Origin of the sequence: uncultured Duncaniella sp., assembly GCF_910577345.1 — a bacterium.
In the GTDB taxonomy this organism is placed as follows: Bacteria; Bacteroidota; Bacteroidia; order Bacteroidales; family Muribaculaceae; genus Duncaniella.
The window spans coordinates 25,550-49,210 of sequence record NZ_CAJTMT010000004.1; the positions used below are offsets into that span (position 1 = coordinate 25,550).

The 23,661-nt window shown below is 52.2% G+C and carries 14 protein-coding genes; 11 read left to right on the plus strand and 3 right to left on the minus strand.

Features of this window, described 5'->3' with window-relative positions:
* The first annotated feature begins 213 nt into the window (after positions 1-213).
* The 10 genes from QZ310_RS02895 to QZ310_RS02940 all read left to right on the plus strand — a co-directional run bounded on the left by QZ310_RS02895 (position 214) and on the right by QZ310_RS02940 (position 18,885).
* On the plus strand, positions 214-3,393 hold the full coding sequence (locus QZ310_RS02895; RefSeq protein WP_297070404.1) for a TonB-dependent receptor: 3,180 nt from the start codon (positions 214-216) through the stop codon (positions 3,391-3,393).
* A gap of 21 nt (positions 3,394-3,414) precedes the next feature.
* The gene (locus QZ310_RS02900; protein WP_297070190.1) at positions 3,415-5,172 is read left to right on the plus strand and encodes a RagB/SusD family nutrient uptake outer membrane protein; all 1,758 of its coding nucleotides are present in this window, start codon (positions 3,415-3,417) and stop codon (positions 5,170-5,172) included.
* Positions 5,173-5,197: 25 nt separating this feature from the next.
* Positions 5,198-6,511, plus strand: coding sequence for a glycan-binding surface protein (locus QZ310_RS02905; RefSeq protein WP_297070192.1), 1,314 nt, complete (start codon positions 5,198-5,200; stop codon positions 6,509-6,511).
* 18 nt (positions 6,512-6,529) lie between these two features.
* The gene (locus QZ310_RS02910) at positions 6,530-8,830 is read left to right on the plus strand and encodes a hypothetical protein (protein WP_297070194.1); all 2,301 of its coding nucleotides are present in this window, start codon (positions 6,530-6,532) and stop codon (positions 8,828-8,830) included.
* A gap of 80 nt (positions 8,831-8,910) precedes the next feature.
* Complete coding sequence (locus QZ310_RS02915) at positions 8,911-10,647, plus strand: glycosyl hydrolase (RefSeq protein WP_297070196.1); 1,737 nt, start codon at positions 8,911-8,913, stop codon at positions 10,645-10,647.
* A 95-nt stretch (positions 10,648-10,742) separates the two neighbouring features.
* Entirely contained in the window at positions 10,743-13,178 is a 2,436-nt protein-coding gene (locus QZ310_RS02920; protein WP_297070198.1) for a glycosyl transferase, read from the plus strand.
* A 144-nt stretch (positions 13,179-13,322) separates the two neighbouring features.
* Positions 13,323-14,429 (plus strand): glycoside hydrolase family 26 protein, encoded by a 1,107-nt coding sequence (locus QZ310_RS02925; RefSeq protein ID WP_297070200.1) that lies wholly within the window; start codon positions 13,323-13,325, stop codon positions 14,427-14,429.
* Between the two features lie 69 nt (positions 14,430-14,498).
* Entirely contained in the window at positions 14,499-15,665 is a 1,167-nt protein-coding gene (locus tag QZ310_RS02930; protein ID WP_297070406.1) for a glycosidase, read from the plus strand.
* A gap of 448 nt (positions 15,666-16,113) precedes the next feature.
* A complete protein-coding gene (locus QZ310_RS02935; protein WP_297070203.1) occupies positions 16,114-17,550 on the plus strand; it encodes an MFS transporter in 1,437 nt (478 codons plus the stop codon).
* Between the two features lie 33 nt (positions 17,551-17,583).
* Positions 17,584-18,885 (plus strand): AGE family epimerase/isomerase, encoded by a 1,302-nt coding sequence (locus QZ310_RS02940; RefSeq protein ID WP_297070205.1) that lies wholly within the window; start codon positions 17,584-17,586, stop codon positions 18,883-18,885.
* A 136-nt stretch (positions 18,886-19,021) separates the two neighbouring features.
* On the opposite strand, the gene QZ310_RS02945 is transcribed toward QZ310_RS02940, so the two are convergent.
* Positions 19,022-19,831, minus strand: coding sequence for a hypothetical protein (locus tag QZ310_RS02945; RefSeq protein ID WP_297070208.1), 810 nt, complete (start codon positions 19,829-19,831; stop codon positions 19,022-19,024).
* Between the two features lie 494 nt (positions 19,832-20,325).
* Between QZ310_RS02945 and QZ310_RS02950 the strand changes: the two genes are divergently transcribed.
* Entirely contained in the window at positions 20,326-20,694 is a 369-nt protein-coding gene (locus QZ310_RS02950; protein ID WP_297070210.1) for a YraN family protein, read from the plus strand.
* Positions 20,695-20,716: 22 nt separating this feature from the next.
* Here the strand turns inward: QZ310_RS02950 and hutI are convergent, their stop codons facing one another.
* Complete coding sequence (hutI, locus tag QZ310_RS02955) at positions 20,717-21,949, minus strand: imidazolonepropionase (RefSeq protein WP_297070212.1); 1,233 nt, start codon at positions 21,947-21,949, stop codon at positions 20,717-20,719.
* 11 nt (positions 21,950-21,960) lie between these two features.
* Complete coding sequence (gene hutH, locus QZ310_RS02960; protein WP_297070214.1) at positions 21,961-23,442, minus strand: histidine ammonia-lyase; 1,482 nt, start codon at positions 23,440-23,442, stop codon at positions 21,961-21,963.
* Positions 23,443-23,661 lie beyond the last annotated feature (219 nt).

The following is a 23,661-nucleotide window of genomic DNA, read 5'->3' on the forward strand; positions in this document are numbered from 1 at the left end:
AGTGTAAGTCTCAATGAAGGCTTTGCACTACTTTTGCCGTATCAGATTCTTGCAGATAAAACAAGGCACATTTCAACAACTGTACTGACCCTGAAACTATACTGACCCTGAAATATAATTACAAGGAATATTAATCTCTTACCTTAAAATTGCAATATGAAAACCAGAATTTTTGACCTTCGAGGTCTGCTGACGGCCGTGATGCTATGCGTCATGCTATCCGCCGTTGCCCAGGTCTCAGTGAAAGGTATCGTGCAGGATAAGTCGGGCGAACCGCTTATCGGCGCGACAGTGCAAGAGAAAGGCAATTTGGCCAACGGTACCGCTACAGGTATCGATGGCGACTTCGCGTTGAAAGTGAAGTCGGCCAAATCCACTCTCGTAGTTACTTACGTCGGTATGAAGCCGCAGGAAGTGGCTCTCAACGGACGTACCGACATCACCGTCACTCTTGAGGATGACTCGGAAATGCTTGACGAAGTAGTTGTTGTCGGCTATGGTACCATGAAGAAGAGCGACCTTGCAGGTGCTTCCTCATCGCTCAACGAGGATGCCATGCGCGGTTCGGTCATCACCAACCTCGATCAATCTCTCCAGGGCCGTGCGACAGGTGTGCAGGCCGTCTCGACTTCCGGTGCTCCCGGTTCGTCATCGTCAATCCGTGTGCGCGGTCAGGCAACCATCAATGCCAATGCCGAACCTCTTTATGTGATTGACGGTGTCATCGTGCAGGGTGGCGGTAATTCAGGTGCTGACTTCGGTCTTGGCGATGCTCTCGGCAACGGTAAGGTGTCGACCGTATCACCTCTTTCCACCATCAACCCCTCCGACATTGTCTCGATGGAAATCCTCAAGGATGCCTCCGCAACCGCTATCTATGGTGCGCAGGGTTCCAACGGTGTCGTACTCATTACAACCAAGCGCGGTAAGGCCGGTGAGGCCAAGTTTACCTACGACGGTATGGTCGCATGGCACCATCAGACCGAACGCCTCGACATCATGAACCTCCGCGAATATGCCGAACTCTATAATGATTTCGCTTCGCAGGGCTATGTCAAGGCCAATGATTACTACAGTGACCCCTCTATTCTCGGCAAGGGTACAAACTGGCAGGATGCCATGTTCCGCACCGCTTTCCAGAATCAGCATCAGATCTCAGCCCAGGGTGGCACAGACAAAGTGTCGTACTATGTTTCCGGTTCCTACATGAATCAGGAAGGTACGCTCATCGGCTCTGACTTCGAACGCTTCTCGTTCCGTGCTAACCTCGACGCGCAGCTCAAATCATGGTTGAAACTCGGCATGTCGGCCACCTACGCCGATACCCGTGAAAACCTCAAGCTCGCCGACGGTGAGCAGGGTATCATCTACTATTCGCTCTCTACGCTTCCCGATATTCCTATCTATGACGTCGACGGCAACTATTCGTCAATCGTCCGCGAGGGTTATACCAACCCCAACCCCATCGCGCTCGCCATGCTCGACAAAATTGAACTCCGCCGTAAGAAACTTTCCGGTAACTTCTTCTTTGACGTGACACCGATAAAGAATCTCCTCTGGCACGCCGAGTTCGGTTATGATGTCAGCAATTCAAAGGGCGACCGCTTCAAACCGACTGTCGATCTCGGCACATGGGTGCGCGCAAGCAACGAAAGCGCCATCGCCAAGAACGATTCATGGTTCTGGCAATTGAAGAACTATATAACTTACTCCGGTGAATGGAGCAAGCTGAGCTACACTGCCATGATCGGTCAGGAATGTTGGGAGTCTTCCTGGAACAACACAAGCATCTTTGCATCAGGCCTTCCCTCAAACGAAGTCCACAATCCTGCCTTGGGCAACAAGAACTCCTACAATATCAGCGAAAGCTTCGGCAGTTCGGCAATGGCCTCTTTCTTCACCCGTGAGACCCTCAACTGGGATGGCCGCTATATGCTGACCTACACCTACCGTTATGACGGTTCCTCAAACTTCGGTCCCGACAACCGTTGGGCCGGTTTCCACTCCGTTGCAGGTGCATGGCGTTTCAGCAATGAGAAATTCTTCTCAGGTCTGAGCGAGTGGTTCAACAACGGTAAACTTCGTCTCGGCTGGGGCCAGACAGGTAATGCAAACATCGGTGGTTACAAATGGGGTACAGCCATGTCGCGTATGCCGTCGGCTCTCGGTCTCGGCTACCGTCCCGCCAACATTCCCAACACTGCGGTGAAGTGGGAAACTCAGGAACAGTGGAACCTCGGTCTTGACCTCAACTTCTTCAACAACCGACTCAACCTTGTGGCAGATGCCTACATCAAGACTTCGAAAGACATGCTCATGTCGCTTCAGCTTCCCTCATATATGGGTACTCTCGGCAACGGCTCTTCAGCTCTCGCATCGCCGATGGGCAACTACGGCGAGATTGAGAACAAGGGTTTTGAAATCGAACTCACAGGCCGTCCCTTCGTAGGCGATTTCGAGTGGGAGTCGAGCATCCAGTTCTCTTTCAACCGCAATGAACTCAAGGCTCTTTCAGGCACAAGCAACGCGCAGCTCGTCGGCTACGGCCAGTGGAGCGACGTGGTTTCAGTTTCGGAAATCGGTCAGCCTCTCTACAATTTCTACGGCTACAAGGTCGACGGTGTCTATCGTGATTTCGAGGATATTCAGAATTCTCCCCGCGATGCAGCCACCTATCCCTCAGACGGTGTCTTCAACAAGAGCAACACCGTGTGGGTCGGTGACCTCAAATACAAGGACGTGAGCGGTCCCGACGGCAAGCCTGACGGTATCATCGATGAGCATGACCGCACTGTCATCGGTAATCCTATGCCTGACTTTACTTTCGGTTGGACAAACACCTTCCACTACAAAAATTTTGACCTTTCAATCTTCCTCAACGGCTCGTATGGCAACGATGTCATGAACTATCTCTCAATCAACATGACAAACATGAAGTCGACCTGGACCAACCAGCTCCGCACCGTCAATGACCGTGCACAGCTCGTTCCGATTGATCCTACAAAGGTTTATCCTGCCGGACAGAACTGGTATGACGACATTCAGAATGTCCGCGTGGCAAACTGGAAGACCAACACACCCGCTGCGCGCCTCAATGACCCTGCCGACAATGACCGCATCTCGGACCGCTACATCGAGGATGGTTCCTACATCCGTCTGAAGAACATCACCTTCGGCTACACCTTCCCCAAGAAGATGCTCCAGCGTCTGCGCATCGAGAATCTCCGTCTCTACTGCAACCTCCAGAACCTCCACACCTGGACCAAGTATAAAGGCTATGACCCCGAGGTCGGTGCCTCTACCCAGGATTCATCAGGTCTGGTCTACGGTCTTGACTTCGGACGCTATCCTTCGCCGACCACCTATTCTTTCGGATTAAATCTCTCATTCTAATCCTTAATCAGTGACAAAATCATGAAAATATTCAGCACAATAAAATATACAGCCGTCGTCGCTGCCTTTGGTCTGGGGCTCACTTCCTGTGATGACTTCCTGAACCGTCCTGCCGAGGATAACTACAACGCAGGGAATTTCTATCAGAACGATGAGCAGTGTTATCAGGGTGTTAACTACCTCTACAATTCTCCGTGGTATGACTTCCAGCGCGGTTTCATCAAAGTCGGCGAGGTGCTGTCAGGCAATATGTACTGGGGCAGTTCTCCCTACCTGACATTCACCATCAACGGTACGGATCAGGACCTCGTCAACATGTCGAGCTCACTCTGGGCTGCCATCGGTCATGCCAACACCGTCTATAATTACCTTGGAGCAGCCTCCGGTCCAAGTCAGGCAGTGAAGAACTACACTCAGGGCGAGTGTCTGACATGGAAGGCAATGGCCTACTTCTACCTTGTCCGTACGTTCGGCGACGTGCCCATTGTCCACGACAACTCCGCCGAGATCGCAGCCGGAACCTACAGCACAAAGTTCAAGGTTCAGCGCGCCGATGTCTATGAATACATCATCATGACTCTCGAAAAGGCCATGGAGCTTCTTCCTCCGAAGGCTTCTAAAGGCCGCATTGACTACTACTGTGCCGAAGCGCTCCTTGCCAAAGTCTACCTGACCCGTTCGGGACTTGGACAGAATGGGTCGCGCAGTCAGTCTGACCTTGATATGGCCGCGAAACTCGCAAAGGATGTCATCGACAACTCAGGCCGTCATCTCCTTGACAACTATGCCGATGTGTTCCGTCTTGCCAACAACGACAGCGAGGAATCGCTCATCGCATGGCGCTGGAGTGCCGGACGTGATCCCTGGACTCAGCAAAACACCCTCCAGAGCGACCTTGCTCCGGTTGGTTTTGACGAGTTCGGTGACTGCTGGGGCGGCTACGGTGGCCCGTCGGTTGACCTTCAGGATGCATTCGGTATCGATGTCATCAACACTAATCCTGCGATGCGCATCGACACCGACACCCGCCGCAAGGCCGTGATGATGCTTCCCGGTGACAAATATGAGTATTTCTGGACCAACAAGGGTGGTTTCGACGTGTTGAAATTCTGCTACGATACCGAGGACTACGGCAAAGGCGGTCCCGGCGAATGGCAGTCGCCCACAGGTGCCTATAACGTGAAGCATCTCTACGGTAACAATGCCGACCATGAGGCTGCGACCGGTGTTTCGGCAGGCAACATGTACAATCAGCTTGCAACTCATATCCTTCGTCTCAGCGATGTCTACCTGATTTATGCCGAAGCCGTGCTTGGCAATAGCTCCGAGACTTCCGACGCTTCTGCTCTCGCAGCGTTCAACGCTGTGCGTGGCCGTGCGATTCCCGGTTCCACTCCCTACACCAAGATAACTTTTGATGATGTCTGGAAAGAGCGTCGTCTGGAGCTTGCCGGTGAAGGTGACCGCTGGTATGATTATGTGCGCCTCGCCTACTACGACACCCAGCGTGCAATCAACGAACTCGTCGGTCAACGCCGCAATTCCTACTGGAACCTCAACGGTCTCTACAAGTATTACTATGAGAATGGCGTATGGGACGTATCGAAGGCCGCAGCTGCAAGCGATGGCGCTGAAGCCGGTTACGACGAGACTACCGCTGCTCCCAATGTGACCGCTTCGAGCTTCACACTTCCCTTCCCGACCACCGACACCGCGCTCAACAAGAACCTCCTTGCCGATCCTATCCACGAGGAAGTGCGCGAACTCTATGCCTACTAATCCTTAAACCGTAAGCGTAAACACAATGAAAACTGTATTCAACAATAAATGGTTTCTCGGCATGGCTGCCGTGGCACTCGGTCTGACAGCCGTCTCTTGCGAGGACCAGCCCGACAAGTTTGAGCTTACCTCGGGCAAACCGGTGGTGAAATATATCCGTCCGGCCGGAGCTGCAGCTTCCGATTCACTCCTGACAGGTGCCTATCTCGACAATCTCATCTGTCTTGTGGGCGACAACCTGACTTCAATCCACGAACTCTACTTCAACGACCAGAAGGCTATCCTCAACACGAGCTATATCACTGACCATACCCTTCTCATCGCCGTACCCGGCGGTATCCCCGATGTGGTCACCAACAAGATTTACATGGTGACCAAGGATGGCGACACCGTTGACTATGATTTCAATGTCCTCGTCCCCGGTCCGTCGGTCCGTTCGATGTCTTGCGAATATGCTCCCGCAGGAAGCGAGGCCACCATCTACGGCGATTATTTCATCGACGATCCCAATGTGCCTCTGACAATATCATTGGCCGGTAACGTCAACGTTCCCTCCGAGAACATCACTTCCATCTCCAAGACAGCCATCAAGTTTATCGTGCCCGATAATGCTCCCGCAGGCTACCTGAACGTCAACACCATCTATGGTACCGGACGTTCGGCATTCCAGTTCCGCGACAGCCGCAACATCCTTTTCGACTGGGACGGTTCGCACGGAGGTCTGACTACCGGCCACGGTTGGCGCAACGGTGTGATTCACGAGCCGGGTGCCGATGCCGGAATCGAGGCTATCGACGGCAACTACCTCTACTTCGGTGGTGCCGACATGCTCGGAGATATTGGTGGAACATGGGCAGAAGACCAGTTCTGTATGAACTACTGGCCCGAACCCGCAGCCGGATTCCCCGCTCTTAAGGATCTTCCCGATTTCGCTGAGATGCTTGCCGACTATGGCGTGGATAATCTTCAGGTGAAGTTTGAATGCTTCGTTCCCTCGTCCAATCCTTGGTCGTCGGCAGCCCTTCAGGTGATGTTTACCCCCTCGTCGCTCGTCGATTACTCTACCGGAAGCAACGCCTATTACAGTGACACTACCTTCCCGCGCGGTCTTTGGAATCCCTGGCAGAATACAGGCTCGTTCACGACCGACAATCAGTGGCAGACTGTCACCCTTGCTCTCAATACATTCACCTACACCCACGAAGGCGGTTCGGCCGGTAAGTTGAACGCAAGCTATTTCGACGGTCTGACCCTCTTCGTATGGCACGGCGGCGTGGCCGGTACTGACTGCTCTCCCGTCATCTGCATTGACAACTTCCGCGTAGTGCCCATTGAATAATATCCAAAGAATATCATCATGAAAGCAATAAATAAACTCACGGCTGCCGTAATGGCATCCCTGATGCTGATGTCAGGATTCGCATTCACTTCCTGCGATGACGATGACGACGATTTCAGCACCGAGCAATATGTCGGAGGTGTCTCGCTGAATGTTTTCGGTCCATGTCCTGTTGCGCGTGGCGGTGAACTCCGTTTCCTTGGTTCAGGAATGAAACACATCCAGTCAATCACTCTTCCGGGTTCCGGTGACATCACGGACATAAAAGTGATTTCCGATAATGAAATCCGCATCACTGTTCCGCAGGATGCGATGCCGGGCTATGTGGTGCTCCACTCTTCCAAGGGTGACATCACCACCAAGACTCTTCTTTCCTTTACCGAACCGATCTCTCTTGACAAGGTTTCGCCCCTCACAGTCAAGGCCGGTGACGTTCTCACCCTCACCGGTGATTATCTCAATCTGATTTCCGAAGTGATTTTCGCGGATGATGTTGCCGTTTCCGAGGAGGAATTCACTTCTCATTCACGCTATGAAATCAAGCTCCCCGTGCCTGCTGAAGCTCAGTCCGGCAAAATCATCCTCAGCGACGGTGCGGAGATTCCTAACTGGATTTACTCAGAGGATGAACTTACCGTCACCCTCCCTGCGGTTGCCGATGTCCTCGACCTCACCGGTGCCAAACCCGGCGAGACCGTCACAGTCACTGTCAGCAACGTTGATCTCGTGACTAAAGTCATAATGCCTAATGACGATGAGGTTGAATTTACTGTCGACGGCGACAAACTTTCGTTCGTCCTTCCTGCCAACGTCACCGACGGAACCATCTGCATGGTACCCGCCTCAGGTGTGAAAGTCGCGATCGCGACCATCGGTGTGGCTCTACCCGAGGATGTGGTTGCCGAACCCGCTTCTGATGTGTGGGCCGGTGATATCGTGAAGTTCAAAGGTGTCAACATGGAACTTGTAACCTCCGTGACCTTCCCCGGTGTCGCTGATGCTGTCGAGCCCTCCGAAAAGTCAGCTACTGAAATCTCGGTGACTGTTCCGGAAGGAACTCAGAGCGGCAATGCCGTCCTCTCGACCGGTTCAGGTGCAGGTATTGAGGTCGCTATCTCGACCCTCAAGCCTGAAGCCGTGGCCTACAATCCTTCGCCCGCAGCCCTTGCCGGTTCATTGACCGTCAGCGGACGCAATCTTCAGCATGTCGCAGCCATCACATTCGCAGGCTCGACGACTGTCGAGGTTGCCAATCCGTCGGCAACGGAATTCACGCTCACGGTTCCCGCAACCCTCTCGGCCGGAAGCAACACTGTGACCCTCACTCTCACCAACGGCGAGACAGTCGAGGTCGCTGCCATCGAACTTTCAGCTCCCGAATGTGCCTACGCTACAGTCCTTCCCGGCGAGGAAACTGAAATCAATGCCGGTGAGACCTTCATCATCACCATCGCCAATGCCGACAAGCTTACTGGCGTGAAGGTCAACGGCAACAATGTCCAGTACATCCTCAACGGTGACCGCCTTATCATACAGGTACCCGAAAACGCAGGTAAGAACAGCAATTTCACTCTTGTTTCATCGAACGGTGAGATTAGCTATGACATCGCGGTCATTCCCGCAACCCATGTCGAGAATGTCATCTTCAATCAGGTCATCAACCTTGATTGGAGCGGCGACGAGGGTGTCAACAAGTTCCGTATCTACAAGGAATCCTTCGAAGGTGTGCCCTCAGGTGCAAAACTTGTGTTCCACATCACTCCTGCCGGTGATGCTCCTCAGATTCAGGTCAACGATGCCAACTGGGGTACCATCGTGACTCTCGAACCGGCGGTTGATGCCACTCTTGCGGAAGTCGAGCTTACAGCTGATGTACTTAGCCGCATTCTCGGTACCGACGACGGATGGAGCACTACCGCTCTCGTCATCCAAGGTCAGCAGTGTGTTGTCAGCAAGGTTCATGTCGAATGGGAGAATTCTCTCGAAACCGTCATCTGGGACGCAGGTTGGACATGCTCCGGTTGGGGTGGCAACCAGGATCTCGCCTGGGGCGGTTATGACTGGGCAAGTGTGAAACCGGGTCAGATTCTCCGTCTCTATCTCACTCCTCTCGTGGCGGAAGGTGAGTGGTGGTGCGTATCGCTCCGTCACGGCGACGGCTGGGGCAATCTGCCGGCTCCTTTCCCCGCTCAGTTCGACACTCCTGCATCGCCTCTCGAAATCGTCCTTGAATCATACATCATCGATGATCTCGTTGCGGGAAATGGCCTTGTTATCACAGGCGATGGCTACACGGTCAATAAGATTACAATAGAATAATAAGTCCCGGGGCCGTGTAGGGCATCTGAAGTCAGACACGGCCCGGACTTCAGCAATAGAAAATCAATACTTGAAAAGTTATGAACAAGTTCAAATATATGCTTGCCGCAGCTATTGTCGGACTTTCGCTCACAGCGTGTGAAGATGACGACAAACCTTACGGCGTTCTTGACGGAATCGGAATGGTCAACCGCTCGGTATCGCTTGCCGACGGTTCGACAGTCCGTGCTGCCATGATTGACAAAATCACCCTTGACTACAATAATCTTGTCGGCCTCAATCCCGACGTTGCCGTGACACTCAACGGTCAGACCGTGCAGCCCACTGTCAATCCTGAAAACCGCACTCAGGTGATTATTCCCCTGACGCTCACTCCCTATCAGGACTATGTGCTTCAGATTCCTGCCGGAGCTTTCTACCGCAGTGACGACAAGAGTGTCATTGCCGAAGCCATTACCCTCACATTCAACACCAACACCGGTATCAACCCGGCTCTTCTGGCAACATCCCTCATAAATCCCAATGCGACCGCCGAGGCAAAGAAGGTCTATAATCTTCTTGTCGACAACTACGGAGTGCGTCAGCTTTCAGGTTCAATGGGTGAAGTGGCGTGGGGCACAGGTTTTGCCGAACTTATCCATGCCGAATCCGGCAAATATCCCGCTATCGTAGGTTTTGACTACATCCATCTTGCCTCGTCGCCCGCCAACTGGATTGACTATGGCGACATCACTCCTGTCAAGTCCGTATGGGAAGCCGGAAGCATCCCCGCGATGACATGGCATTGGAATGTCCCTGTCTCGAAGCCCGGTGAAGTGACAATCTGGACCGGCGAGCAGGCCATGCCCGGTGATTGGTCAGGTTTCCTTCAGCTCACAGACGATGCTTCCAAGGAGCTTCTTTCAAAGGCTGTCGTCAACTCCGTTATCACCGTAAAGACCAAGGATGTCAATGCCGGAGCACAAGGTTCGGTGAAGAACAGCGGCTGGAGTCAGCTTGCCGACGGACTTGAATATTTCGACATTGACGGAGATTATTCAGTGACACTCACAGCCGACATGGTTGCTGAAATCCGTGAAAACGGTTTCATCATCAGCGGTCACGATTACACTGCCACTGAAATTACCCTTACAATCCCTGCCGGCGGCTCGATGAGCTATGACGCGAAATCCGACCAGTTCCTTGCTTCCAATGTCCTCGTCGAAGGTTCATGGGAAAACACTGTGGCCGAAGCCGATGTCAAGAAACTCGCCGGTTATCTCAAACTGCTTCAGGATGCCAACATCCCCGTGCTCTGGCGACCCTTCCATGAGGCTGCGGGTGACTACACATGGGGTTCATGGTTCTGGTGGGGCAACTCAGGCGTTGAAGTGACCAAGCAGCTTTGGTCATGGCTCTACGACAAGCTCACCAATCAGTATGGTATCAACAACCTTATATGGGTCTGGACTGTTCAGACTTCTGATGAAGGCAAACCCGCGTCAATGGACAAGATCCGTGCCGCATATCCCGGCGATGCAATGGTCGATATTGTCGGTGCCGATCTCTATGAGGAAGCTCTTTCCAACCAGACCGCACAGTTTGATCTGCTCTACGACCTCGTTGGCGGAAAGAAGATGGTGGCTCTTTCGGAGTGTGGCAATCTCCTCGACGTTGACGCCGCTTTCAACGACGGCGCTCTCTGGAGCTACTTCATGGGATGGTATGAGCAGGACGACAATGGTCCCGCCTTCATCCAGTGGAACCTCAACGGTGAGTGGTCAACCGTCCTCAACAATCCACTCGTCCTCAACAGAGGTGATTTCAATCTAAAATAATTGTTCAAACAGGCACAAAAGGGCAGAAGTGCCGATGACTGCTATTCTGACCCTTTTGTGCCTCTTCCTCTTTTTCACACTATCACACCTGAATTATGAAATACGGCTATTTCGACGATATTTCCCGTGAATACGTCATCACCGAACCCCGCACTCCGTGGCCCTGGATAAATTATCTCGGCAATAAGGATTTCTTCTCTCTAATCTCAAATTCAGCCGGAGGCTACAGTTTCTATAAGGATGCCAAATTCCGTCGCCTCACCCGCTACCGCTACAACGGTGTGCCGATGGATGCCGGTGGCCGTTATTTCTATATAAAGGATGGTGACACCGTCTGGAATCCCGGTTGGAAACCCACCAAGACCCCGCTTGATTCCTACGAATGTCGCCACGGCATGAACTACACCATTATAAAAGGTGAGAAAAACGGTCTTGAGGCCCGCGCACTCTTTTTTGTCCCGCTCGACACACATGCTGAAATCACAAAGCTTACACTGACAAATCATACCGACCGACCCAAAAGTTTTAAACTCTTTTCGTTCATGGAGTGGTGTCTCTGGAACGCCGCTACCGACATGGAGAATTTCCAACGGAATTTCTCGACCGGAGAGGTTGAGGTCGACGGGTCGACCATCTACCACAAGACAGAGTACAAGGAGCGCCGCAACCATTATGCCTTCTATACGGTCAATGTGCCTGTCGACGGTTTCGACACCGACCGCGAGACTTTCATCGGTCTCTACAACGGTTTCGACGAACCGGATGCGGTGATGGAGGGACGGCCTCGCAATTCGGTGGCCCACGGATGGTCGCCCATCGCTTCCCACTATCTCGAAATCACCCTCGCTCCGGGCGAGAGCCGCGACCTTATCTTCATGCTCGGCTATGTTGAGAATCCGCAGGACGAGAAGTGGGAATCAAAGGGTGTGATCAACAAGACCCGTGCCCGCGAGATGATGGCCCGTTTCGACACTCCCGAAAAGGTTGACAAGGCATTCGATGAACTGCGTTCCTATTGGGACAATCTTCTCGGACGCTTCACGCTCTCGTCGGGCGACCCGCGCCTTGACCGCATGGTCAACATCTGGAATCAATACCAGTGCATGATTACCTTCTGCTTCTCCCGCTCCGCCTCATTCTTTGAAAGCGGTATCGGACGTGGAATGGGGTTCCGCGACTCGAACCAGGATCTCGTCGGCTTCGTCCATCAGATTCCCGAGCGGGCACGCGAACGCATCATCGACATCGCTTCCACCCAGTTCCCCGACGGCGGATGCTACCATCAGTATCAGCCGCTCACAAAGCGCGGTAACAACGACATCGGCGGCGGTTTCAACGATGACCCTATGTGGCTGGTCTTCGGAACCATCGCCTACATAAAGGAGACCGGCGACATGTCAATTCTTGCCGAACCTGTACCCTTCGACAATCAGCCGGGATCGGAAGTCTCGCTGTTCGATCATCTCAAAGTGTCGTTTGACCATGTCGTCAACAATCTCGGCCCTCACGGACTGCCCCTCATAGGTCGTGCCGACTGGAACGACTGTCTGAATCTCAATTGTTTCTCCAATGACCCCAACGAATCTTTCCAGACCACCGAAAACAAATCGGAAGGCTCGCAGGCCGAATCGCTGATGATTGCCGGTCAGTTTGTCATCTACGGTCAGGACTATGTCGAATTGTGTCGCCGTCTCGGATATGATGAGGAGGCCGACCGTGCGCAGCGCCATGTCGATGAGATGATAGAGGCAGTCAAGGCCTACGGATGGGATGGCGAATGGTTCCTCCGCGCCTACGATTTCTTCGGACGCAAGGTCGGTTCTCACGAAAACAAGGAGGGAAAGATTTTCATCGAGTCGCAGGGCTGGTGTACGATGGCCGGAATCGGTCTTGAAGAGGGACTTGTTGAAAAATCGCTCGACTCCGTCAAAAAATATCTTGACTGCGAGCATGGTATCGTCCTCAACAACCCCGCATTCACTGAATATGTGATGGAATATGGCGAAATCTCTTCCTATCCAGCAGGCTACAAGGAGAACGCCGGTATCTTCGCCCACAATAATCCCTGGGTGATTATCGGTGAGACCGTTCTCGGACGCGGTGACCGTGCGTGGGAGTATTACCAAAAGATCTGTCCTGCGTATCTGGAGGATAAGAGTGAGCTTCACAAAGTGGAGCCTTACGTCTACTGCCAGATGACAGCCGGAAAGGATGCCGCCAAGCCGGGTGAGGCAAAGAACTCATGGCTGACAGGCACAGCCGCATGGAACTGGTATGCTATCACGCAGTTCATCCTCGGCATAAAGCCCGGTTATGACGGACTTGAAATCAATCCCTGCATTCCCGCCGGATGGGACGGCTTCAAGGTCAAGCGCCGTTTCCGTGGAGCCGACTATGAGATTGAGGTGAAGAATCCCTCCCACGTCAACCGTGGAGTGACCTCTATCCTCCTCAACGGCTCTCAGGTGGAAGGCAATACCATCCCCATGCAACCCGCCGGAAGTGTCAACAAGGTGGAAGTTGTGTTGTAATTTATTATTTATAATTCATAATTCATGATTCATAATGCTTGATTAGTGCTGCTTGTCAGCAGCCTCATGCCGGAATCAGAAATCATGCACCATGCATCATGAATTATGCATTAAATAAATCAATCATTAAAAACATTATGAATCATGCATTGTGAATCATGCATTAAACATATAGTGCCGATTGCGGCTTCACTGGCTCTGATGGCTTGTGGTTCGTCTAAGACTGAGAATAAGGAAGCTCAGGCGCCCACTCCGGCGCAGACCCTGATTGAACGGCTCGATTCCGTGAGTCGTACAGGTCATTTCTACTTTGGCCATCACGATGACACCGCATACGGCCACACATGGCGTTACGTCGACGGAGCTTCGGATGTGAAAGCCGTCACCGGTGCCTATCCCGGTCTGATGAGTTGGGACCTCGGCCTGATTGAAGTTGACTCGGCGAAGAATCTTGACGGTGTGCCGTTTGAATTCATAGCCTCGCAAATCGCCGCGCAGGATGCGCGCGGAGGCATAAACGCTATCAGTTGGCATCCCATCAATCCCGTCTCGCGTGGCAATTCGTGGGATGTGTCGACGGCTCCTCTTTCAATGCTTGAGAGCGACAAAGCCCTTTCCGACACTCTCGATGCCTGGATTTCTCGTGCCGCCGGTTTCATCGCATCGCTTAAGGATGCAGACGGAAACCCTATCCCCGTGATTTTCCGCCCTTGGCATGAAAATTCCGGCTCATGGTTCTGGTGGGGCAAGGAGCATGGCACTTCTGCCCAGTATATCGACCTCTGGAAGCGCACTCGCAGCGGTTTCGACAAGATTGGAGTCAACAATGTGGTCTGGGCCTATTCGCCCGACAAGGACCTGACCCCGGAAGAATATTTCTCGACCTATCCCGGCGATGAATATGTCGACATCCTCGGAACGGACATCTATCAGTTCGACGGCGAGGAGGGGACAGCACAATATGTTGACCGCATCAAATCGCAGCTCCCCTTCGTGGTCGACGAGGCCCGCAAGCGTGGAAAAGTTGCAGCGTTCACCGAGACCGGACTTGAAGGACTCGAAATAGACGACTGGTACACCCGAGTGCTCCAATCGGCCATCAAGGACCTTCCCATTGCCTACGTCTGCGTCTGGCGCAACGCCATCGAGAGCGAGAAACCGAACCATTTCTATGTTCCATATCCCGGCCATCCGGCCGAAGCCGATTTTAAGAAATTTGCTGAAAGCTCCGGTGCAATATTTGTAAAGTAAATTTCTGCAATATTTGTAAAATAAATTTCATTCTCTCCGGATTTCATCCTTTATACCTACTTTAAAATGATGGATATTTTCAACTACCGCAAAGATCTCATCCTCGCCCGTTACGAATCACTGGTGACACGTCCCAATTCCCCGATTGAAGGTAACGGTGTCTACGAACGATATGTCAATCCGGTCATTACAGCCGAAATGGTGCCTCCTTATTGGAAATATGATTTCAATCCTGAGACCAATCCATATTTCATGGAGCGTATCGGCTGCAACGCCACTCTAAATTCCGGTGCCATCAAATGGAACGGCAAATATGTTCTGATGGTGCGCGTTGAAGGCAATGACCGCAAATCGTTTTTTGCAGTCGCTGAAAGCCCCAACGGCATTGACAACTTCCGTTTTTGGCCGCATCCCGTCACCATGCCTGACACCGATGACCCGGCTGTCAACGTCTACGATATGCGCCTGACTCATCATGAGGATGGTTGGGTCTACGGCCTTTTCTGCGTTGAGCGTCACGATGATTCCCAACCCGGCGATCTTTCGGCTGCAACGGCTGCATGTGGTATCGCCCGCACCCGCGACCTTGTCAACTGGGAGCGTCTGCCCGACCTGAAGTCGAAATCCCAGCAGCGCAATGTGGTGCTTCACCCTGAATTTGTCAATGGCAAATATGCCCTCTATACCCGCCCGCAGGATGGCTTCATCGACACCGGTAGCGGTGGCGGAATCGGTTGGGCTCTCGTCGACGACATCACGAATGCCGAGGTCAAGGAGGAGATAATCATTGACCCTCGCTATTACCATACCATCAAGGAGGTGAAGAATGGTGAAGGCCCTCATCCCATCAAGACCTCGCGCGGATGGCTCCATCTTGCCCACGGTGTACGCGGATGTGCTTCCGGTCTGCGCTATGTGCTCTATCTCTACATGACTTCGCTTGAAGAGCCCTGGAAGAAGATTGCCTCACCCGGCGGTTACTTCATGGCTCCGGTCGGGGAGGAGTATATCGGCGATGTGATGAATGTGCTTTTTGCCAACGGCTGGATTGCCGATGAGGATGGCAAGGTGTATATCTACTATGCATCCTCCGACACGCGTATGCATGTCGCAACTTCGACAATCGACCGCCTCGTCGACTACTGCTTCAACACTCCGCAGGACGGCCTCTCGACCTCTGAATCTGTCAAGACCCTCAACTCGCTCATCGATCGCAACCTCGCGATCATGGGATGAGCCGCTTTGCAACAGATGGGATGTCCGCAGGACATCGGTTTACTCGTAACCCCGTACATCGGAGCGCAGCGTAGATGTGCGGGGGAATGACAAAAACATAAATCAAGGTGTCCGAAAGGACACCGATTTACCGTGAGTGATTGTAATGAGGCGAAGTAAATCGATGTCCTGCGGACATCAGTACTTTATTTATTCCATATCCCCGCACATCTACGCTGCGCTCCGATGTACGGGGTTACGAGTAAATCAGTGTCCTATCGGACACTCGGTCGCAGGGTCGGTCAGAATCCTATCGGACACTCGGTCGTTGTGCGGTACAGCATGTCTGTTATTGTCAGATATGCAGTCTGTTTTTCATCTGGCATACGCGCTACAGCGCGTCCCTACAATTATCTATACTCTATACTTTAATCTCTATACTTTACCCGTTATTCTAAATGCTAAAACCATGGCTTCTATCAGTGAAAAAATAGGCTATGGCTTCGGTGACATGGCATCGTCCATGTTCTGGAAAGTCTTCAGCTACTACCTACCTTTCTTCTATGCCAACGTGTTCGGTATAAGCCTTATCGACACAGGTGTGTTGTTGCTCGTCACCCGAATCTGGGATGCGCTCTCGGATCCTATGATGGGTATCGTTGCCGACCGCACCAAAACGCGCTGGGGCAAGTATCGTCCCTACCTCCTTTGGGTGGCCGCTCCCTTCTCGATTTGCGGTATACTACTCTTCACTACTCCCGACTGGGCGTATGGAGCTAAACTTGTATGGGCCTACGTCACCTATATCCTCATGATGACGGTCTACACCGGTATCAACGTCCCCTACGGTGCGATGCTCGGTGTGATGACCGACAATTCGCAGGAAAAGACGGTCTTCTCCTCATTCCGCATGTTTTTCGCCTACGGAGGCTCGTTCATTGCTCTCTTTGCATGGGATCCTCTGTGCAAGCTCTTTTCCGGAAGCTTCGGCATGTCGCTGCAGTCGAGCTGGCAGTTTGCAATGATTGTGATTGCCGTATGCTGTTTCGTTCTCTTCCTCCTCTGTTTCTATTTCACACGCGAGCAGTTGACCACCGTCAGCTCCGCATCGCTCGGCAATGACCTCAAGGCCCTCGTCACCAACAAACCCTGGTGGTTGCTCAACGGTGCGTCGCTCTGCTTCAACCTTTTCAACACAGTCCGTGGCGCAACTGTGGCATTCTTCTTCGCCGACATCATCGGAGGCGAGCAGCATATCGCCATTTTCTCCCTGTCGATACTCTTCTACTCAGGTCTGTTCCTCGGCGTTGGTGAGGTTGCCAACATGGTCGGTGTGGCTCTTGCTGTCCCCATCACGAAGAAGTTCGGCAAAAAACCGACTTTCATCCTCGTGGATGCACTGTTGATTGTTTTCAGCGTCATCTTCTTCATGCTATCCCCCGAAAGCAACGGCGGATTGCTGCTGATGCTCTTGCTGCAGGTTGTCATCTCGGTGCTGACAGGCGTTATGTCGCCCCTTGTCTGGTCGATGTATGCCGACGTCAGTGACTATTCCGAACTGAAGACCCGTTCGGCCTCGACAGGCTTGATCTTCTCCTCGGCTTCGATGGCCCAGAAGTTTGGCGGTGCCATAGGTGGAGCGGCTGTCATGTGGCTCTTGAGTGCCTGCGGTTATGTCGAGAACACCGACCCGTCGGCTGTCGGTATTGTCCAGCCTCAGAGCGCAATCACATGCCTGTGGATGCTCATGACCTTTATACCTGCCGGTGTCGCTCTCCTCTCGATGCTCATTGTGTGGCTCTATCCTCTCGGGACAGATGAGATGAACGATATTATATCCCGTCTGCGTCAGCAACGTCAGCAACCGGTCGAAATCCCTGCCGATGAGTTCGTGGAGCCGGTATGATGTTTGACTCATGACATAAATTGATTTTAGACAATGGACTATAAAGCATATATTGAATCTTTCCGAAAGAATCTGGAGGGAAATATACTTCCATACTGGATGGACAGGATGGTCGATGAAGAGCGCGGAGGCTTTTACGGTCGCCGCGACGGAAATGATGAACTTGATGCCGATGCGCCGAAGGGTGCCATCCTCAACGCCCGCATTCTCTGGACTTTCTCCGCGGCCTATCTTGCCACCGGAAAACCGGAATATCTCGCGATGGCCGGACGCGCATACGACTATATAACCGCGCATTTCCTCGACGGTGGTTTCGGCGGTGCATACTGGAGCCTGAATGCCGACGGGTCGCCACTCGACACCAAGAAGCAATTCTATGCCATAGCTTTCATCATCTATGGATTGTCGGAGTACTACCGCGCCTCAAAGAATGAAGATGCTCTCATATTCGCGCTTGAACTTTTTGATTCGATAGAGGAACATTCGCGCGACAGGCTGAAGAACGGCTACATCGAGGCCACGACACGCGACTGGAAGCCGATTGCCGACATGCGTCTCAGCGACCATGATGCCAATGCCTCAAAGACAATGAATACCCATCTCCACATCCTTGAAGGCTATACGAATCTTCTGAGAGCCTTGCAAGAGAAACAGGTCGAGGAGGACAGTGGCTACAAAGGTTCGCTGCTTGATCCTGATGCTCTCGATTCGGTCGATTTCGGTCTGCAGGGGGCTATCTCCCGTGTCGGTGAGGCCACGTCAAATCTTCTCAGAATTTTTCTTGACAAAATCGAGAATCCAAGGACGCATCATCTCACACTTTTCTTTGACGATGACTGGAATGCCCTGCCGGGAGCAGAAAGCTATGGCCATGACATCGAGGCATCATGGCTTCTGCTTGAAAGTGCATATATCGTTGGAGATGAAGCTCTGATTAAAGAGACGCTTGACCATACACTCCATATCGCGTATGCAGGTCTGCAAGGACGATGCACGGATGGTTCGATGGTCTACGAACGCCATCCCGACGGACGCTATGACAACGATAAGCATTGGTGGGTGCAGGCGGAGAATGTAATCGGCCAGTTGTGGCTTGCCGAGCATCACGGCCTCTCCGGACAGGAGGTAAAGGCAATGGAATCGTGGCGTTATATCACCGACAACCTTGTGGACCCCGCCGGAGAATGGTACTGGTCGCGCAAAAGTCCTGATGGAGCTATCAATCGCACCGATGACAAGGCCGGATTCTGGAAATGCCCCTATCACAATTCGCGTATGTGCATCGAGGCCATCCGTTCGCTCGAATCTCTCCGGCTTAGAGAGAAGAATTGTTGAGGTAAGTTTTGTAGGCAAGTTTGCCCGGACTTACAGAGATACGATAAAAGACACCGTTCATACACTTTGCATGAAAATCAAGCGGTATGAACGGTGTCCTTTATTGTGTCAGGTAAAAATCGCTTACGTCAGCCTCTTAGAAGTTGAGTGAGATATATGCGCGGATAGATTTTGTCTTGTATTTCGTCTTGTCGGAGCTGTCCTTGCCTGTCTCTTCAAAATATTCATCGGGAAGGATGCGGTCATATTTGGCAGTACCCCAGCGGCGTTCGATACCGACGCTGAGACGGCGGTAGGTAACCTTCGCACCTACGTTCATTATCATGTTGAACGCCACGCTTGATTCATCGTCAAGATACATTGCCGAAACCGATGGGGTGAAGTGATAGTATGCTGTGGCGCGGAGATAGCGCAGGGCGTTGGGCATCCAGCTCAGGGGAGCGACAGTCACTGACGGACCGAGACCCATGCCGATTTCTGCTTTCTTGCGTTCGAGCTCGACGATTTCAGAGCCGTTTTCTCCGACCTTGCTGAAGGGTTCCTTTTCGTATTGCACATAGTTGATGTCGAGCCATTTTGCATCAATACCTATCTTTATCATGCCCAGAATGGCAGGCTTGTGGAGGAAATAGGTGTTTGAGAATGTCATGCCGACACCGAATTTGCTCTTGAGTTCACCCCAGCTTTCATCGTCGGGTTGGGTGAGGGTTGAGTTTGTGTAGGCGAAAGTCCATGCACGGCGATGTTTCCAGATAGCATCCTTTTTCTCCTTCTTCTCGATTTCCTCCAGTTCGCTTTTCATAGTGTTCACATCTGAGCGGAGGGCATTGAGTTCGGTAGCACTCACCACCACGCTGTCTGATTCAGTAGTGGAGGGTGACTGGGCACTTGTGTTGATGGCAAACGAAGTTGCAAAGCCAACTACAGTCAAAATTAATTTTCTCATGATGAATTGGTTAAAATGTTATATGTAATAAGTTGGTTATTATTGGGTTGGTTACTATAGTATATATAAAAGTCGGTTATTTTACAGAATTCAATAAATATCTCATAACACTGTGTATTGAAAATCCATTGAAAAATCCTTTAAGAAAACTGGTTAAACTGATAGGAGAAGGTAAGGTTAAAAGAAAAAATATGTGTAAAAATAACCGTTTATGAGGAGATATTGCAAAAGTAAGTTAAAAATTCCATATACGCAAATCAACCGGAAATATAATGGCAGATGACGGTTTCACATCGGTTGTGATGAACTGTCATAATAGCTGCAATTTGGCCGATACGGGCATAGCGGTATGGAATTGAAAGGCACAGTTCATACTGTTTGCAATGAAAAATCAAACATGTATGAACTGTGCCTTTATCGATCAGGGATTTTGTGGCTGTTTGTTTTGTGGGATTCGAAAATTGCTGTTATATTTGCATTTATTCGAATCTATTATGGCTGATCACAATGAACTTGGACGATGGGGAGAGGAGGTAGCACGAGACTATCTTCTCACGCAGGGCTATGCGATAGGTGGAGAGAATATCCGCATAGCAGGGGTTGAGATTGATTTCATAGCCATGAGGGATGATGCAATCTGTTTTGTGGAGGTCAAGACACGCGCCACGGATTTTACGGATCCGGCGGATGCGATTGACAATCGTAAGCGTTCGCGGCTTGTCAGGGCTGCTGATACATATATCAATTCCTACGACATTCCTCTTGAACCACGTTTCGACCTCGTCCTTGTGATAGGCAATCCTATGAATTATACCATCGAACATATACCTGATGCCTTTCTCCCCACACTTAACAACCGTTAGTTTGCGGGGGAAGGTTAGTCGGTCATACGAGCTCCCCTTTGAGGTAGGTGCTGGTGATGACGGGTGTCGCGTAGGCGTAGGGATAGAATTCCAGTGATGGCAGCGGTCGGGTGAGGTAGAAATTGGCTATTTTCCCGGAGGCTATCGAGCCGTAATCATTGCTGCAACCCATTGCGAAAGCTCCGTTGAGGGTTGTGGCGTTGATGGCTTCGGCGGGAGTGAGTTTCATCTTGATGCAGCCGAGCGACATGACCATGCGCATGTTGCCTGAGGGTGACGAGCCGGGATTATAGTCGGAAGCAAGTGCGACGATGGCTCCGCTTTCAATGGCTTTGCGGGCCGGTCCGTAGGGCATTCCGAGGAAGAATGACGCACCCGGCAGCATTGTCGCCACTGTCTGCGCTTCGGCAAGAATTGCAATTTCCTCGTCGCCGATACGTTCGAGGTGGTCCACGGAAAGGGCCTTGTGTTTCACTCCGACCTGCACGCCTCCCGAAACGGCAAGCTCGTTGGCATGGATTTTCGGGCGCAGTCCGTAGTGTGCTCCGGCTGTCAATATCCGGTCAGTTTCCTCTACGGTGAAGAATCCTGCGTCGCAGAACACATCCACAAATTCAGCAAGTCCTTCGGCAGCCACGGCAGGAATCATTTCATTGCAGACGAGATCGACATAGTCGCCCTGACGGCCTGCGTAGGCACGTCCGACTGCATGTGCGCCGAGGAATGTCGCCTTTACTTTCAATGGTGTGCTTTCCGCAATGCGGGCGATGACGCGCAGCATCTTCAGTTCGTCGGCAGTCGTCAGACCGTAGCCGCTCTTGATTTCCACGCAGCCTGTACCCATAGCTATGATTTCCCTCACGCGGGTCATTGCCTGTCGGTATAGCTCATCTTCCGATGTCGCATGGAGAAGGTCGGCAGAGTTGAGTATGCCCCCTCCGCGCTTGGCAATCTCCTCGTAGCTGAGGCCGTTGATTTTGTCGATAAATTCGCGTTCGCGGCTTCCTGCATAGACTATATGGGTGTGGGAATCGCAGAAAGAGGGGAAGATATAGCCTCCCTCAGCGTCCACTTTTTCTTCGCCGACGCGTGGGGCCGGACATTCAGCCATCGGGCCGAAATCGCGGATGCGTTCACCGTCAGTGCGCAGCCACGCATTGCTCAGAGTGCCGAGCCGGTTCATATCCTTTCCTCTGAGGAAAGGGGTGTCCCCGCCGTCTGTTCCGACGAGGACACCGATATTGGTTATAAGCATTATGATGCAGCTTAGGGATTATTGCGTAGGAATTCAACTGATGCAGCGATGTAGGGCGACATCACGGTATCATTATCGATGAAGGGAACGACTTTACGGTATTCCTCATGCCACTTCTCAAGTTCCGGCGATGATGTCAGCGGACGGCGGAGGTCAAGAGCCTGCGCAGCGTTGAAAAGTTCGATGGCAAGGATACGTTCGGTGTTGTCGACCACACGACAAAGTTTGGTGGCGGAGTTTCCGCCCATCGAGACGTGGTCTTCCTGACCCTGCGACGACGGAATCGAGTCGCAGCTCGTCGGCCAGCAAAGACCCTTGGACTGGTTGACGATGGATGCGGCGGCATATTGCGGAATCATGAAACCGCTGTTGAGACCAGGATTTGCGACGAGGAACGGAGGGAGACCACGCGCACCGGAGATGAGCCGGTAGATACGGCGTTCGGAGATGCTGCCGAGTTCGGCCATCGCAAGAGCGAGATAGTCCATCGGCAGGGCTATGGGTTCGCCATGGAAGTTGCCGGCGGATACGATGATGTCTTCCTCCGGGAAAATGGTCGGGTTGTCGGTCGGAGAGTTGATTTCAGTCTCAATCACGTCACCGACATAGCTAAGTGCATCCTTGACGGCTCCGTGGACCTGGGGCATACAGCGGAAGGAGTAGGGGTCCTGGACATGTTTCTTGTGTTGGCGGATGAGTTCGCTGCCTTCAAGATGGCCACGGACGGCGCGGGCTGTTGCAAGCTGTCCGGGATGAGGACGCACGGCGTTGACTTCATCGCCGAACGGGTCGATGCGGCCGTCGAAAGAGTCGAGCGACATTGCGCCGATCTTGTCGGCAAGCGCGCTCAGACGGCGTGCGCGGAGTATTGCGTGGACGGCGTGGCTCGACATGAACTGTGTGCCGTTGAGCAGGGCGAGTCCCTCTTTCGAAACAAGTTTGACAGGCTCCCAGCCTTTCTCGCGAAGGACTTCTGCGGCAGGACGGACCTCACCTTTATATAATACTTCTCCGAGGCCGAGGAGCGGGAGACACATGTTGGCCAGAGGGGCAAGGTCGCCCGACGCACCGAGTGAGCCGAGCTGATAGACCACTGGTATGATGTCCTCGTTGAAAAAGTCGACCATCCTCTGCACTGTCGAGAGTTGCACACCCGAATTGCCGAATGAAAGCGACATGATTTTGGTGAGCAGCATGATTTTTACAATCTGCGGGTCAACTTTGTCGCCACAGCCACAGGCGTGGGATTTCACGAGATTTTCCTGAAGTTTCGACAGGTCCTGCTGGTCGATGGAGATATTGCAGAGTGAACCGAATCCGGTGGTGATACCGTAGATAGGATGGTCACACTCGCTGATTTTGTCGTCGAGATACTGACGGCAGCGGTTGATACGGTTGACTGACTCCTCGCTCAGTTCGAGGGTCATCTTGTTGTTGATGATTTCCCCGACGCGCTCGATTGTGAGCCATTCGGGGCTGATATGATGAATCATTGTTTTATGGATTTAAGGTTTTCAGGGTGTCTTGTAGATTCTACAGGCATTGTCGCCTGTAATTGAGGGGATTTTGTAATTAAGGGGTGTTTTGATATCTGTAGGGACGCGCTGTAGCGCGTATGCCGTATTGAACCCAAATGAGAATGTATTACATATATAATGTAATGCATATATAGATGTATTTCATCGGGCATACGCGCTACAGCGCGTCCCTAC